The 13,666-nt window shown below is 67.2% G+C and carries 17 protein-coding genes and 1 tRNA gene; 13 read left to right on the top strand and 5 right to left on the bottom strand.

What is annotated here, in order from left to right; genetic code table 11:
- The first annotated feature begins 25 nt into the window (after positions 1-25).
- The 4 genes from BLU18_RS04235 to BLU18_RS04220 all read left to right on the top strand — a co-directional run bounded on the left by BLU18_RS04235 (position 26) and on the right by BLU18_RS04220 (position 1,796).
- On the top strand, positions 26-796 hold the full coding sequence (locus BLU18_RS04235) for a glycosyltransferase (protein ID WP_092631948.1): 771 nt from the start codon (positions 26-28) through the stop codon (positions 794-796).
- Positions 793-1,254, top strand: a complete 462-nt coding sequence (locus BLU18_RS04230; RefSeq protein WP_092631945.1) for a GtrA family protein — start codon at positions 793-795, stop codon at positions 1,252-1,254. Before BLU18_RS04235 ends, BLU18_RS04230 begins: the two co-directional genes overlap by 4 nt.
- A 56-nt stretch (positions 1,255-1,310) precedes the next feature.
- Positions 1,311-1,385, top strand: a tRNA-Met gene (locus BLU18_RS04225).
- A gap of 186 nt (positions 1,386-1,571) precedes the next feature.
- Complete coding sequence (locus tag BLU18_RS04220) at positions 1,572-1,796, top strand: hypothetical protein (protein ID WP_092631943.1); 225 nt, start codon at positions 1,572-1,574, stop codon at positions 1,794-1,796.
- 5 nt (positions 1,797-1,801) lie between these two features.
- Here the strand turns inward: BLU18_RS04220 and BLU18_RS04215 are convergent, their stop codons facing one another.
- From BLU18_RS04215 to BLU18_RS04205, 3 genes are all read right to left on the bottom strand, one after another.
- Positions 1,802-2,218, bottom strand: coding sequence for a Rieske (2Fe-2S) protein (locus BLU18_RS04215; RefSeq protein WP_092631940.1), 417 nt, complete (start codon positions 2,216-2,218; stop codon positions 1,802-1,804).
- A gap of 103 nt (positions 2,219-2,321) precedes the next feature.
- Entirely contained in the window at positions 2,322-2,858 is a 537-nt protein-coding gene (locus BLU18_RS04210) for a helix-hairpin-helix domain-containing protein (protein ID WP_092631937.1), read from the bottom strand.
- Between the two features lie 45 nt (positions 2,859-2,903).
- The gene (locus tag BLU18_RS04205) at positions 2,904-3,719 is read right to left on the bottom strand and encodes a shikimate dehydrogenase (RefSeq protein WP_092633619.1); all 816 of its coding nucleotides are present in this window, start codon (positions 3,717-3,719) and stop codon (positions 2,904-2,906) included.
- A gap of 308 nt (positions 3,720-4,027) precedes the next feature.
- On the opposite strand from BLU18_RS04205, the gene BLU18_RS04200 reads away from it, so the two are divergent.
- The 8 genes from BLU18_RS04200 (at position 4,028) to BLU18_RS04165 (ending at position 11,640) form a co-directional block, all read left to right on the top strand.
- A complete protein-coding gene (locus BLU18_RS04200; protein ID WP_092631934.1) occupies positions 4,028-5,353 on the top strand; it encodes a sodium:calcium antiporter in 1,326 nt (441 codons plus the stop codon).
- A 2-nt stretch (positions 5,354-5,355) separates the two neighbouring features.
- Positions 5,356-6,189: a universal stress protein gene (locus BLU18_RS04195; protein ID WP_092631931.1), complete on the top strand. Its 834-nt coding sequence runs from the start codon at positions 5,356-5,358 to the stop codon at positions 6,187-6,189.
- Positions 6,190-6,237: 48 nt separating this feature from the next.
- On the top strand, positions 6,238-7,599 hold the full coding sequence (locus BLU18_RS04190; protein WP_092631928.1) for a D-aminoacyl-tRNA deacylase: 1,362 nt from the start codon (positions 6,238-6,240) through the stop codon (positions 7,597-7,599).
- A gap of 113 nt (positions 7,600-7,712) precedes the next feature.
- Positions 7,713-8,870: a cell division protein FtsZ gene (ftsZ, locus tag BLU18_RS04185; protein ID WP_092631924.1), complete on the top strand. Its 1,158-nt coding sequence runs from the start codon at positions 7,713-7,715 to the stop codon at positions 8,868-8,870.
- 157 nt (positions 8,871-9,027) lie between these two features.
- Positions 9,028-10,122: a sensor histidine kinase gene (locus tag BLU18_RS04180; protein WP_176791175.1), complete on the top strand. Its 1,095-nt coding sequence runs from the start codon at positions 9,028-9,030 to the stop codon at positions 10,120-10,122.
- Between the two features lie 92 nt (positions 10,123-10,214).
- The gene (locus BLU18_RS04175) at positions 10,215-10,388 is read left to right on the top strand and encodes a protein translocase SEC61 complex subunit gamma (protein ID WP_092631917.1); all 174 of its coding nucleotides are present in this window, start codon (positions 10,215-10,217) and stop codon (positions 10,386-10,388) included.
- Position 10,389: 1 nt separating this feature from the next.
- The gene (locus BLU18_RS04170) at positions 10,390-10,827 is read left to right on the top strand and encodes a transcription elongation factor Spt5 (protein WP_092631914.1); all 438 of its coding nucleotides are present in this window, start codon (positions 10,390-10,392) and stop codon (positions 10,825-10,827) included.
- Between the two features lie 78 nt (positions 10,828-10,905).
- Positions 10,906-11,640 carry a PHP-associated domain-containing protein gene (locus BLU18_RS04165; RefSeq protein ID WP_092631910.1) on the top strand — a complete coding sequence of 245 codons (735 nt, stop codon included), beginning with the start codon at positions 10,906-10,908 and terminating at the stop codon, positions 11,638-11,640.
- Here the strand turns inward: BLU18_RS04165 and BLU18_RS04160 are convergent, their stop codons facing one another.
- Positions 11,641-12,150: a metal-dependent hydrolase gene (locus BLU18_RS04160; RefSeq protein WP_092631906.1), complete on the bottom strand. Its 510-nt coding sequence runs from the start codon at positions 12,148-12,150 to the stop codon at positions 11,641-11,643.
- Between the two features lie 79 nt (positions 12,151-12,229).
- Between BLU18_RS04160 and BLU18_RS04155 the strand changes: the two genes are divergently transcribed.
- Complete coding sequence (locus BLU18_RS04155) at positions 12,230-13,327, top strand: pyridoxal phosphate-dependent aminotransferase (RefSeq protein ID WP_092631903.1); 1,098 nt, start codon at positions 12,230-12,232, stop codon at positions 13,325-13,327.
- On the opposite strand, the gene BLU18_RS04150 is transcribed toward BLU18_RS04155, so the two are convergent.
- Entirely contained in the window at positions 13,324-13,650 is a 327-nt protein-coding gene (locus BLU18_RS04150; protein WP_143025223.1) for a DUF7979 domain-containing protein, read from the bottom strand. The genes BLU18_RS04155 and BLU18_RS04150 overlap by 4 nt on opposite strands.
- Positions 13,651-13,666 lie beyond the last annotated feature (16 nt).

Below are 13,666 nucleotides of genomic sequence, written 5' to 3'. Positions count from 1 at the left end.
TAGGTCGGTCACGAAAGGGTGTCGCATGACTCGCTCCGTGGGGATAGTCATTCCCGCGTACCACCCGGACGTCGACCGCCTCGACGCGTACGTCCGCGCCCTCCGCGATGCCGTCGACCCCGACGAGATTCGCGTCGAACTCGACGCTGCCACCCCCGAGGTGCGAGCGCAGATAGCCGCCCTCCCAGTCACGCTCAACGAGGCGTCCAGCCGCCGCGGCAAGGGCGCCGCCATCACCGCCGGCTTCGAGGCACTGTCGACCGACGTGATGGCCTTCGCCGACGCCGACGGCAGTACGCCGGCGTCCTCCATTGCCGACGTCGTCGCGCCCGTCGTGGGCGGCGACGCCGACCTCGCCGCCGGGTCGCGCCGCCACCCCGACGCCACCATCCAGTCCCACCAGACCGTCGCCCGGCGCTACCTCGGCGACGGGTTCGCGTGGCTGGCCCGTCGCTTGCTCGACGTCCACCTCTACGACTACCAGTGCGGCGCGAAGGCGCTCACGGCCGACGCCTGGACGCGAATCCGGCCACACCTCCGCGAACCCGGCTTCGCGTGGGACATCGAACTCCTCGCCGTCGCCGACGCCGTCGACTGTCGCATCGTCGAGGTGCCGGTCGTCTGGGAGGACCGCCCCGAATCGACTGTCTCGCCCGTCGAGACGACGCTCCGGCTCGCACGCGGCTTGCTCACCTCCCGGCATCGGGCGCGGCTCATCCGCAACGACCGACTGCACACCATTCTCGACCGCTCGCGGGACTCGCCGCCCGCTCTCGTCGACCGTGATCACCGATGAGTGACGGCCTCGGCAGACTCGAGGAACTCTACTCGGGGATTCGGTTCGGAAAGTTCGTCTCCGTCGGCGCCGTCGGCGCCACTGCGGAGACACTCGTCGTCGCCTTCCTCACCGCCGGCTACGGCGTCCTCCCGCAGCTCGCGAAGGCCGTCGGCGCCGAGGTGTCTATCACGCTCATGTTCCTCATCAACGACCACTGGACGTTCCCGAACGCGGGCGCGATGGGGTGGCTCGCACGCATCCGGCGTTACCTCAAATCCCACGTCGTCCGCGCCGGGGGGTTGGTGGTCGGGTTCGCCGTCCTGACCGTGCTCACCTCGTGGACCGATATAACGCTCGTCGTCGCCGGGGCCGACCTCTGGCCGACGGTGGCGAACGTCATCGGCATCGGGTGTGGGATGCTCCTCAACTACCTCACCGAGGGGCTGTTCACGTGGCGTGTCGGCGCCGACCAGTGACCCTGCAGGCTCCGGGAATCACAACCCTTAATGCCGCGACTGGATTCGATTCCGGTAGCGGGATGGGATAGCCAGGAGATTCCGCCGGGCTCATAACCCGGAGATCGGTAGTTCAAATCTACTTCCCGCTATGTTTTGGCGACCACTGTGACCGATGAGCAACGCGAGGAGGGAACCCAAAACACTCGCACGTAGATTTGAACGAGAGAACGGCGAGCGAAGCGAGCCGTTCGCGTAGTTCGAATCTACTCCCCGCTATTTCTGCTGTCGGCTCCGCACCCACAACGATTACCGCCTGCCGGCGAGAATCCGAGTCTATGCTTCCCCTCCAGATGGGCCTCCCCGGTGGCATCGAGTTGCTGGTCGTCACGCTCCTCGTTTTTGTCCTCTCGTTCGTCGGGGCCTACTGGGTCTATACGGACGCAGAGAAACGCGGCGACGAGTACGCGGCGTTCTGGGCGCTCGCTGTCGGCGTCCTCACGCTCTTCACGGGCCTCGGTGGACTCCTCGCACTCGCGGTGTACGTCTGGCAGCGGGACTGAGGAAATTAGAACTCGTACGTCTCCGACGCCGAGGGGCCGCGCTCGTCCTCGAGTGGGCCGTTCGCGACGAACGCGTAGTCGTCGTCGGTCAGATACACGTCGCCGTCGGTGACGGTGACGGCGACGGCTTCGAGCGTCGCGCCCTCGCACGGGCCGAAGGTACAGTGGCCGGTGTCGGCCTCGAAGTACGCGCCGTGGTTCGCACAGACGACTTCGCCGTCGCGCATCGGCGCCCCGGACCCCTTGTCGAGTCGCACGTTGAGGAGGTGTCGGCAGTAGTTCAGCCAGCCGCGAACGCCGTCGTCGGTGCGGACGAGAATCGCCTCGCGTTCCTCGCCGTCCGCGTCACGAACGGTAAAGAGGTGAGTCGTGTCGGTGGGGACGGCATCGAGCGACGTGATTCGTCGGTCCGCGTCGGGCATAGGCCGCCGTAGCCGTCGTCCGAATATATACGCCGCGCTTCCGGCGCGTGGTCGTAGGTTGGCGGAAACACCAAATGCTCGCCGCGACGGTTCGACGGGACAGTTAGGATTGGTGGTCGTTCGCGCGCTCTATCCAGCGCCCGACGCGGGTTTCCGAGAGGTCGATGTCGGCCGCGAGGGACTCGGCGTCCGCCGCCGCGAGGTCGGCGACCGAGTTCACGCCCGCATTCGCGAGGCGGTCGGCGTAGGCCGGGCCGATGCCCTTGATGACCTCGACGGGTTCGTCGGCTGGGGTCGGTTCGTCGTCGGCCTCCGCTTCGTGTTCGCCCGTGGACTCGCCTTCCGACTCCGATTCGGCGGTGTCGAGTTCCGTCTCGGACTCGTCGGCATCGACGGCTTCGGCGGGTTCGGCGGCCCCGCCGTCCGGGTCGCTGTCGACGAGCGACCCCGTCGACGCCGTCGCGTCCGTGCCGGCGGCGCTCGGCGATTCGCTCTCGCCCGCCGCGTCGGTCCCCTTGACCGCCGCTTCGGTGTCCGTGTTGGCCTCGCGTTCCACGCTGACAGTCGTCTCGCGGTCCTCGTCGCCCGCAGATGAGGAATCCAATCCGAGCACCGATAGGAGCGTGTTCAGGATACCCATTACTACCCGTTAGGGCACCCCGGCACTTAATAACCTTCGAGGCGGTCAGAGGTGGCGCCGAAGCGCGTCATTCATGGCCTCGACCGGCGCGTCCCGTCCCGTCCAGTGTTCGAACGCGACGGCGCCCTGGAAGAGGAGCATCCAGCCGCCGTCGATGGTCGTGGCGCCGGTTCGAGCAGCCTCTCGGAGGAGCCGCGTCTCGACAGGGGTGTACACCGCGTCGAGGACGGCCATGTCGCCGTGGAGCAGGTCGGCCCGAACCGGCGTCTGGTCTTCCTCCATCCCGACGCTCGTCGCGTTGACGAGGATATCCGCCGCGGGGACGCGGTCGGCGAGCGTATCGAGGCCGCCACCCGTCACCGTCGCCGGCGCCGACTCGCGGACCTCCGCGGCGAGGTCTGTCGCCCGCTCCGCCGTCCGGTTGGCGATATGGACGGTGTCGCAGGCGTCCGCGAGCGTGAAGGCCACGGCCCGCCCCGCGCCCCCGGCGCCGACGACGACGGCGTCGTTGCCCGTCAGCACCACGTCGTGGTGTTCGAAGGCGCGGCGCACGCCCGCGGCGTCGGTGTTGTAGCCGCGGGGCGGCGAGGTAGAGAAGTCGACCGTGTTGACCGCACCGATTCGCGCCGCGAGGTCGTCCGGTTCGACCAAGTCGAAGACGTCCTGTTTGAACGGGATAGTGACGTTGAGGCCGTCGATGCCGAGGGCTGCCGCCCCGTCGAGCGCCGCTTCGGCGTCGTCGGGGTCGGGTTCGAAGGTGACGTATCGGGCGTCCATGTCGAGCTCTCGGTACGCCGCCTCGTGCATCGGCGGCGACAGCGAGTGCCCGACCGGGTTGCCGATGAGGCCGAAGACGTGCATCGTCATCCCGTGACCGTTCTCACGACGCGAGTAAAAGACTGCGTGTGCCCGCTACGAGTCCGTTCTATCCCCGAATCTGTAGTTTGAGTGGCTGTAGAGCCCGTCTAACGGCGTATTCGACGAGATGGCGCTATTCTGGGGATTCGACGCTGAAACCGGCTCAAGACCTCGAAATCGCGGAGAACGGGTACAACTTGTATTTTATTACGTGGGGCGATGGTATCGGTAGACACGAACTGGCTCATGACACAGATACAGACTCCTGTCACGGTGACCGTCTGCGGGGCTGTGGCGCTCGGAGTGGTACGATGAGACGACAGTCGCTTCTCGCACTCGGCGGGGCCGTCGCGCTGACGATTCCGTGGATCGTCAGTTGGCTGAGCGGCGTCGCTCACGGGTTCTCGACCGTCGCTACCGTCGCGATAAGTGGCCTCTCGGTGCTCGGTGCCTCGTTCCTCCTCGCGTGGGGGGCCGAGACGGCGGAGAAGGACGTGCCCCGGGCGTTCGCCATCGCTATCCTCGCGGTGCTCGCCGTCGCTCCGGAGTACGCCGTCGACGCCCTCTACGCGTGGAACGCGGGGGCGTACGCCGGCACCGAACGCGGTATCGAAGCGGGGAACCTCGCCGTCGCCAACATGACGGGCGCGAACCGCATCCTCATCGGTATCGGCTGGGCGGGGGTCGCCCTGTTCACCGTCTTCCGAAACGGCTCGGACGAGGACGCTGCCGTCGTGAACCGGCCGGGCTTCCTCGCTGACGCCGTGGCGCTCGACCGCGACATCGGTCTCGAAATCGTCTTCCTGTTTCTCGCCACGCTCTGGGCGTTCGTCGTGCCGTTCAACGGCATTGACATCCTCGATATGGTCGTCCTCGTCGGCCTGTACGTCGCCTACATCGCCGTCGTGTTGAAAGGTGACATGGAGGCCGAGGAGGCCCACGTCGGGGTTCCGGCGTACCTCCAGACCTTCTCGAAGCCGCTTCGAGCGCTGACGGTTATCACCCTCTTCGCGTACTCGGGAGGCATGATATTCACCGCGGTCGAGCCGTTCGCGCACGGCCTCGAACAGCTCGGCCAGAACGTCGGCATTCCCTCCTTCTTCATGATTCAGTGGATTGCACCGCTGGCCTCCGAATCGCCGGAACTCATCGTCGTCGTCTATCTGGTGAACAAGGCTCGGTCGACGGCGGGGTTCAACGCGCTCATCTCCTCGAAGCTGAATCAGTGGACGCTGCTCATCGGGACGCTCGTCGTCGTCTACTCGATTGCGCTCGGGCAGTACGGTGCGCTCCCGTTCGACCAGAAGCAGTCGGGCGAAATCTGGCTGACTGCGGCGCAGTCCTTCTTCGCCATCTCGCTCCTGATAAACTTCGAAATCTCGGTGCGGGAGGCCATCGTCCTGCTGGTGCTCTTCCTCACGCAGGTGCTCTCGGAGTTCCTCCTCATCCGCGGGGTGCTCGAACTCCCGATCAACGACTACCAGCTCTTGCTCGTGTTCGCGGGCATCTACGTCGTCCTCGGGACGGCGCTGTTCGTCTCACGCCGCCGGGCGCTGGGTGGTATCCTCCGCGATTCCGCGGGCACGGTGAACGAGGCGTTCTTCGGAAGCGACGACCGACCAAAGGGGGCTGACTGACCATGTTCGACCGACTCCTCATCGCCGTCGACGGCAGCGACTGCTCGACTCGGGCGGCCAAATACGGCTTCGAACTCGCCGCCCGCTACGGCGCCGACGTAGAGGTCGTCTCCGTGTTCAGCGGCGACATGGAGCGCGCGCAGGCGGTCCTCGACGCCGCCGCCGACCTTGCGACGGACGTCGGTATCGGCGCCGATACTGCGGTGCTGTCGGGCAAGCCCGGTCGAACCATCGCCGCTCGCGCGAGCGAGCGCGATGCCGACCTCGTCATCGTCGGTCGGAGCGGCCGCGCCGGCGTCAAAGAACGCTTGCTCGGGAGCGTCGCGGAACGCGTCCTGCGCCGGAGTGAAGTGCCGGTGCTGACCGTTCCCGACGGTGACCTCGACAGCGACACCGGCGCCGACTACGCCGACGTTCTCGTCACGACCGACGGGAGCGCCGTCGCGGAGGCCGCCGGTCCCTACGCCGCCGATATCGTTCGCCGGTACGAGGCCGCGCTACACGTCCTCGACGTGGTGGACGTACAGTCCGAGGCGGGCGTGTTCGACGCCGGCGGTGTCACTCAGGAGTACGTCGAACGGCTCGAAGCCGACGCCCGAGAGGCGGTCGGTGACATGCTCGACGGTCTCGACACAGCCGACCTCGACGTGCGGGAGGCGGTCGTTCGCGGCGCCGCCGGGGACACCATCGTCGACTACGCCGACGACAACGACGTGGGTATGATCGTCATGTCCTCCGAGGGACAGTCGAACCTCGCCGGCCAACAGGTCGGCACCGTCGCGGGTCGCGTCCTCCGGACGGCCGAGCGACCGGTGCTGGTCGTCACCTCGCACTGACGCCGCCGGACCGAGCCGGTTTTGACGCCGCGGCCGCGAACTTCCGTCGTGATTGCAATCGTCGTCAGCCGCGCCGACAGCGCCTCCGAACACATCGGCGAGGCGCTCCTCGATATCGGCGACTGGACCGAGCACCGCGACGACGCTCGGCCGGACGCCGACGGCGGCGGCACCTACTACCGAACCGACGGCTTCGAACTCCGAACGTTCGACGACCTCCACATCCACCTCGACGACCCCGACGCGGCCTTCGACGACCCGGACCTCCTCGTGGTCGTCTCCCGACACTCGGGCGAGACGGGGGCGCTCCTGACCGCGCACTTCACCGGCAACTTCGGCGACGCGGAGTACGGGGGCGACCCGGGTCACTTCGCCCGGGCGTGCCCCGACGCCGCAAAGCGGGTCGTGCAGGCACTCGCTCGCCACGCGCCCGAGGAGTACGAGGTCGGCACCGAATGCACCCATCACGGCCCGACCGACGTGGGCGTTCCCTCGATGTTCGTGGAACTCGGGAGCGACGAACCGCAGTGGTCGGACCCCGAGGGCGCCCGCGCCGTCGCCCGCGCGGTCCTCGACCTCCGCGACGCCGACGCCGACCGGGCGAAACAGCTCGTCGGCTTCGGCGGCGGCCACTACGCCCCGACGTTCGGTCGCATCGTCCGCGAGACGGCGTGGGCCGTCGGCCACGTCGGCGCCGACTGGGGGCTGGAGGCGATGGGCAACCCCGCCACCAACCGAGACGTTCTGCGCCGGGCCGTCGAGGCGAGCGCGGCCGACCACGCCCTCGTCGAGGGCGACCGACCGGGCCTCGTCTCCGTCCTCGACGACCTGGGCTGTCGCGTCGTCTCCGAGACGTGGCTTCAGGAGACGAGCACGCACCCCCTCCCCGTCGTCGAAGCGGTCGAATCCCGCGTCGCCCCCGTGAGCGAGGGGCTTCGATTCGGCGACGTGGTGCCCGAGTCCGACGACGACCCCGCGGACGCCATCGTCGTCGCCGACCTCCCGACCGGCCTGCTGGATGCGGCCCACGGTGCCGACGCCGAAGCGACGCGCGCGGCCGTCGCGGCCGCCACCGTCGCCTTCGAGACGACCGAGGGCGGGACGCGACCCACGGGGTGGGCCGTCTTCCCCGCGAGCGACCCCGCGGCGGCCGCCGACGAACTCACCGATTCGCTGGTCGGGATTCTGCGCGAGTCCTACGACGAGGTGCGCCGCGAGGACGGGTCGGTGGTCGCCCGGACGGAGGCGTTTGACCCGGCGGCGGCCCGCACGCTCGGTGTGCCAGAGGGCCCCGAGTTCGGCCGCCTCGCGGACGGACAGGCCGTCGAAGTCGGCGGCGAGCGAATCGAACCCGAGGCGGTGCGGACCGAACGCGTCGAGACGTTCGAGACGGTGCGCGCCGACGAGTGACTGCGACGCGTCTCTAATTCGTCATATCGCCGCGTTCACACGCTGAGCGTCAGACGCGCGCGTGACAACGGGCGGAAGGATAATGTGGTTGCCTTCGAAACGCGTGTGCATATATGGACTCCATCGTGGAGGATGCAATAGAGGATGCCGAGGAGCCGGGGGATGGGACCGCGGCCGATGCCGACGCCACTCCCGTAACCGACGCGTCACAGGGTGAATCGAATCGCACCGGCAAGATGACTGACGACGAACTGCAGGACGTTCTGGAAGACCTCCAGACGGACATCACGGTCGTCGGCTGTGGGGGCGCCGGCGGCAACACGGTCAACCGGATGGCCGAGGAGGGAATCAAGGGCGCCAACCTCGTCGCGGCCAACACGGACGTCCAGCACCTCGTCGACGTCCAAGCCGACACGAAGATTCTGATGGGCGAGGAGAAGACCGGCGGGCGCGGCGCCGGGTCGCTCCCGCAGGTGGGTGAAGAGGCCGCCATCGAGAGTCAGGACGACATCTACGCGGCCATCGAAGGCTCCGACATGGTGTTCGTCACCGCCGGTCTCGGTGGGGGAACCGGCACCGGGTCGGCACCGGTCGTCGCCGAGGCGGCCCGCGAGTCCGGCGCGCTCACCATTGCCATCGTGACGACGCCCTTTACCGCCGAGGGCGAGGTTCGGCGCACCAACGCCGAAGCGGGCCTCGAACGCCTGCGCGACGTGGCCGACACCGTCATCGTCGTGCCCAACGACCGCCTGCTGGACTCCGTGGGTAAACTCCCCGTCCGGCAGGCGTTCAAGGTGTCCGACGAGGTGCTGATGCGCTCGGTCAAGGGCATCACCGAACTCATCACCAAGCCAGGGCTCGTCAACCTCGACTTCGCTGACGTGAAGACGGTGATGGAGAAAGGCGGCGTCGCCATGATTGGACTTGGCGAGAGCGACTCCGAGCAGAAGGCACAGGACTCGGTCCGCTCGGCGCTTCGCTCGCCCCTCCTCGACGTCGACATCTCCGGCGCCAACTCGGCGCTCGTGAACGTCACCGGTGGCACCGACATGGCCATCGAGGAGGCCGAGGGCGTCGTCGAGGAGATTTACGACCGCATCGACCCCGACGCCCGCATCATCTGGGGGACCTCCATCGACGAGGAACTCGACGGCACGATGCGGACGATGATTGTCGTCACCGGCGTCGAGTCGCCACAGATCTACGGCCGCGGCGACGAGGAAGCCACCACCCCCGAAGACACCGGCGGCGGTATCGACTACGTAGAGTAGTCGGTCCGCGGCATCCTCGGCGGCCGGCGGCGTTCTTTCATCTTTCTCGCGACTCACCGACCAGCCGTCACCGTCGGGCGCGGGCGGCGTGTGCGAATCAGTAACCCCTGGTGAACCAGTCTTAACTTATATGCCGGTCGGCGGCGTTATTCCCACAGTGAGAACCGGTCGGCGACTCGGCGGCGACGACGGACGTTGGCCGCTGGTCATCAGCGCGTTCGGTCTGCTCGTTTGGCTCGGATTCCTCTGGAATTTCGCCGTCGAACTGCGGACGCTCCCCGTCGTCATTCCGCCTCTCTTCGCCTTCCTGCTCGGCACGGGACTCTGTCTCACAGTGATGTACACCGGCGTACGGTTCCACTGCACGGATTGGGTCGACGACCGGGCCGGGCAACACATCGTCGGGTGGGCGGTCGGCGGACTGCTCGTCCTGACGCTCATCACGGCGACGACGATTCTCATCCGTCTCGCCGAAGGCCGCTCGTTTTCGGAGGGGCAACTCGAACTCTTGGTGAGCATGAGTAGCGGCCTCCTCGTGGGGTCGCTGTTCGGCTACCTGTACGAACGGACGCAGTACGACGCCGCGCACGTTCGACGGACGCGAGACGCCTTCGCGTTCTTGAACCGGACGTTACGCCACGAGTTCCTCAACGGGTTGAACATCGTCCAGGGACACGCCACACTCGTCCGGACGGAACTGGACGACGAATCGCTACAGGCGCAGGCGGAAACCATCGAAACGCGGTCCGAGGACCCCTCCGAGATGGTGCAGGACTTCCGCTTGTACGCCAACACCTTCGTCGGCGAAGCGGACATCGAACCGGTCGACCTGTCGCCGATGCTCTCCGAACGCGTCGAGAACCTCCGCCGGAGCTTCCCGAACGCCGAGGTGACCGCCGACATCCCGGACGAGGCTCCCGTGATGGCGAACCGGGCGGTGGGCAACGTCTTCGAGAACTTGCTTCAGAACGCCGTCGAACACAACGACAAGGCGACGCCGACGGTGACCGTCCGCGTGGAGACGACGGAAACCACCGTCTCGACGCACGTTGCCGACAACGGCCCGGGCATCGACGAGGCCGAACGGGAGCGCATCTTCGACCCGCAGGAACGGGACGGGCAGGGGTTCGGTCTGTATCTGGCCGACACGCTGGTCTCGCGATTCGGCGGCCGACTGACCATCGCGGATAACGACCCCGAGGGGACAGTCGTCACGGTTGACCTCCCGCGGGACGACGCGACCGATTCCTGACGGGTCTGTGCACCGGGTCGACGCGCGAACGAGGGCGATGCGCGGGCGCAGTTTATCAATAGATAGAAAAAGCCGGCTCACGTAGCGACGATATGGACGTCAAATACGACCTCGCAAGCTACGTCCGCGTGCTCAAGATGGCGAGCACGCCGTCGTGGAACGAGTTCTCGCAGATTGCCAAAGTCGCGGGGGCGGGTATCTTCCTCATCGGTCTCATGGGGTTCGTCATCTTCGCCGTCATGACCGTGCTCCCCGGAGGCATCTAAGATGGGCATTTTCGCTGTCAAAACCACGGCCAGTCAGGAACGCACCGTCGCCGACATGATCGCCAGCCGTGAGGAAGACGAGGTACACGCCGTCCTCGCGCCGGATTCCCTCACCAGCTACGTCATGGTTGAGGCGGACAACAGCGCCGTCCTCGAACGCGTGATGGACGAGATTCCCCACGCTCGGAGCATCGTCCCCGGCAAGTCCTCGCTCACCGAGGTGGAGCACTTCCTCTCGCCCACGCCGGACGTGGAGGGCATCGCCGAGAGCGACATCGTCGAGCTCATCGCTGGGCCGTTCAAGGGCGAGAAGGCCCGCGTCCAGCGCATCGACGAGGGCAAGGACCAGGTGACGGTCGAACTCTACGAGGCAACGGTCCCGATTCCGGTCACCGTCCGCGGCGACCAGATTCGCGTCCTCGACTCCGACGAGCGATAGTCTTCTCGAATAGCAACCCATAACTTCGCCGTCCATCCACTGTCGCTCGTGACGTCGGCCGATTCGACCCGCGTAGATATGCATGTCAAAACGCTCGACGAGCGTGTCGTCTCCCGGGCCAAGGCTCGCGGCCTCGACGTCCTCGTCTACGCGCCGCATTTCACGCGGCTCCCGGACATCCGCGCGCGAGCCGAGCGCTTCTCCGACGACGACCTACTCGTCGTCCCCGCCCGCGAGGTGTTCACCGGGCCGTGGCACGACCGACGCCACGTCCTCGCCATCGGGCTCTCCGACCCCGTCCCCGATTTCATCTCGCTCTCCGGCGCACTCGATGAGTTCGACCGACAGGGCGCCGCCGTCCTCGTCCCGCATCCCGAGATGCTGAACGTCAGTTGCTCGCGGGGGGATGTGGCTACCAACGCCGACGTCGTCGACGCCGTCGAGACGTACAACGCGAAGTGTCTGACCTATCAAAACCGTCGCTCGCGCACTGTCGCCAGCGAGACGGGACTGCCCGGCTTCGGGTCGTCCTACTCTCACCTCGCCGGGACGGTCGGTGAGGCGTGGACAGTCCTCGAAACGGCCGTCGAGACGGAAGCCGACCTCGTCACGGCGCTTCGCTCCGGCGTGTCCCGCCGCGTCGCTCACAGGCGCGGCGTGAGCCATCGCCTGCGCTGTCTCGCGGAGTTCGCTCACCTCGGCTACGAGAACTCGTGGGAGAAGGTCGACCGCCTCTTCCTCTCGGGTGACGAACCCACTCATCCCGGAAACGTCGCGTACGGCGGCCGGTTCGACGACGTACGGGCGTACTGATTAGCCGAGGAAGACGGCGCTCATCGTCCCTGCGGTGCTGTCGAGTGGCATCACGTAGACGTGAAAGACGCCGAGGAGGGCGAGTTCGAAGCCGGTGACGAGCACCGTGACCGCGTTGGCGTAGTCGCTACTCGTGGTGACGCCGAAGGGCAGGCCCCACTCCTGACTCGTCAGCGGGTACAGCAGCGCGAGGCCGCGGCGACTCCCCACCAGGTCGAGGAGGTAGTGGGTCGCGATGCCGATCCAGACGAACTGGAGGTTGTCGAACACGATGGGGTAGCCGGCGACGATGCCCAACACGAACAGGTTGTGGAGGGTCTTGCGGTGCTTGCCGAAGGCGGTGTCCACGTCCGGGAAGAGTGCGCCGAGGACGACCGGGACGGAGAGCTTGGCTATCATCTCGACGGTTTCGAGCGCCGTGTCGACGCCGGGCGTCGTCGGCCACACGAGCACGATCCCGAGGCCGATACTCAACAGCGCCGCGTTGAGTACGTGTCCTTCTTTGTTCATCTGTGCCTGCCTTCGACCCCACCCTTCACGAAGCTGTCGGGAGCGAAAGAGGGATTTGCCGGCCGGTCACAGACCGACCATGGACTACGAGACGCCACTCTTCTTTCACGTCATGCAGTACGCGGCGGACGCGGACCGCGACGTCATTGACCTGGTGAGCGGCGGCCCGGACTGGGAGCCACCGACCGCGCTCCGTGACGGCCTCCGCGAGTACGCCGACAGCGACCCGGACGCGTTTCAGTACCCCCCGAGCGACGGCCTCCGCGAACTCCGCGAGGAGATTGCGGCCCGACGCGGCGTCGACGTGAATCGCGTCGTCATCACGAACGGGGCGGGCGAGGCGAACTACCTCGGCATGGCGGCGGCGATGGAACGCGATGCGGGCGAGGAGATTCTCCTGACCGACCCCGTCTACCCCTACTACCCCGGGAAGGCGAAGATGCTCGGCGCGGACGTACGCCTCGTCCCCGTCGGCGACGACGGTCACCTCGACGTGGACGCGATGGCCGACGCCGCGAGCGACGACACCGCGGCCATCCTCATCAACTCGCCGAACAACCCCACCGGCGCGGTGTACGACGCCGAGACGATGGAGGCGATGGTCGACATCGCCGCCGACAACGACGCCCTCCTCCTCTCGGACGAGGTGTACGACCACTACGACTACTCCGGGCGGTTCGAGAGCGCCCTCGCCTTCGATGCGGACCACGTCGTCGTCACCAACTCCTTCTCGAAGTCGATGGCCGTGACGGGGCTTCGCGTCGGCTACGCTGTCTTCCCGTCGTGGCTCGTCGACGACGCGCGCACGCGGCACATGCTCGTGAACGTCACCAGCGCTCGCCCGTCACAGGTCGCGGTGCTTCGTGCCCTGCGAGAGACCGACGCAGCGTACTACGAGGCGTCGCGTGACCTCCTGCGGGAGCGAATCGACGCCTTCACCGACGCCCTCGACGCCGCGGGCGCGGAGTACATCGTCCCCGAGGGCGCGTTCTACGTCTTCGCGCGCTTCGAGGGCTTCCCCGGGACGCTGGAGAACGTCGAACGCCTCGTGGACGAGGCGGGCGTGGCCTGCATGCCGGGCGACACCTTCGGCACGCACGACGAATGGGTCCGGTTCGCGCTCGTCACCCCGCGGGCCGAGGAAGCGGCCGAGCGACTGGCCGACTACGACTTCTAACAGACCACGACCCCCGCGCGGTAGTACGTCCCCTCGTAGGCCACGAGGTCGATGTCGTACCACTCTCGGTCGAACGATTCGACGCTCCCGTTGCGCGCCTCGTGGAAGGTGGCCTGCTGGTCGGCGGTGAGGTTCGCGTAGTCGGCGGCGCTGTCGGGGTCGGTTGGCTCCGCCCCGACTTCGTAGACGGTCAGCGCGGGCGGACAGTCCGTGTTGGCGGTGGCCGTGGGGGTGGGCGTCGCGTCCGGCGACCCAGTCCCAAGACAGCCAGTCACTGCGACGAGGACCACGAGGGCGGCGACTGCTTGGCGGGCGGGGGACATGGTCGTCTCTCCCGCA

This window comes from Haloplanus vescus (assembly GCF_900107665.1).
GTDB lineage: Archaea > Halobacteriota > Halobacteria > Halobacteriales > Haloferacaceae > Haloplanus > Haloplanus vescus.
The sequence above is the reverse complement of the archived record's forward strand: the minus strand, read 5'-3'. Positions and strand labels throughout refer to the sequence as shown.

Bases quoted from the DNA above. Each gene is read 5' to 3' on its own strand.
- BLU18_RS04235 (WP_092631948.1), top strand. From the start codon at position 26: ATGACTCGCTCCGTGGGGATAGTCATTCCCGCGTACCACCCGGACGTC.
- BLU18_RS04230 (WP_092631945.1), top strand. From the start codon at position 793: ATGAGTGACGGCCTCGGCAGACTCGAGGAACTCTACTCGGGGATTCGG.
- BLU18_RS04220 (WP_092631943.1), top strand. From the start codon at position 1,572: ATGCTTCCCCTCCAGATGGGCCTCCCCGGTGGCATCGAGTTGCTGGTC.
- BLU18_RS04215 (WP_092631940.1), bottom strand. From the start codon at position 2,218: ATGCCCGACGCGGACCGACGAATCACGTCGCTCGATGCCGTCCCCACC.
- BLU18_RS04210 (WP_092631937.1), bottom strand. From the start codon at position 2,858: ATGGGTATCCTGAACACGCTCCTATCGGTGCTCGGATTGGATTCCTCA.
- BLU18_RS04205 (WP_092633619.1), bottom strand. From the start codon at position 3,719: ATGCACGTCTTCGGCCTCATCGGCAACCCGGTCGGGCACTCGCTGTCG.
- BLU18_RS04200 (WP_092631934.1), top strand. From the start codon at position 4,028: ATGAGACGACAGTCGCTTCTCGCACTCGGCGGGGCCGTCGCGCTGACG.
- BLU18_RS04195 (WP_092631931.1), top strand. From the start codon at position 5,356: ATGTTCGACCGACTCCTCATCGCCGTCGACGGCAGCGACTGCTCGACT.
- ftsZ (WP_092631924.1), top strand. From the start codon at position 7,713: ATGGACTCCATCGTGGAGGATGCAATAGAGGATGCCGAGGAGCCGGGG.
- BLU18_RS04175 (WP_092631917.1), top strand. From the start codon at position 10,215: ATGGACGTCAAATACGACCTCGCAAGCTACGTCCGCGTGCTCAAGATG.
- BLU18_RS04170 (WP_092631914.1), top strand. From the start codon at position 10,390: ATGGGCATTTTCGCTGTCAAAACCACGGCCAGTCAGGAACGCACCGTC.
- BLU18_RS04165 (WP_092631910.1), top strand. From the start codon at position 10,906: ATGCATGTCAAAACGCTCGACGAGCGTGTCGTCTCCCGGGCCAAGGCT.
- BLU18_RS04160 (WP_092631906.1), bottom strand. From the start codon at position 12,150: ATGAACAAAGAAGGACACGTACTCAACGCGGCGCTGTTGAGTATCGGC.
- BLU18_RS04155 (WP_092631903.1), top strand. From the start codon at position 12,230: ATGGACTACGAGACGCCACTCTTCTTTCACGTCATGCAGTACGCGGCG.
- BLU18_RS04150 (WP_143025223.1), bottom strand. From the start codon at position 13,650: ATGTCCCCCGCCCGCCAAGCAGTCGCCGCCCTCGTGGTCCTCGTCGCA.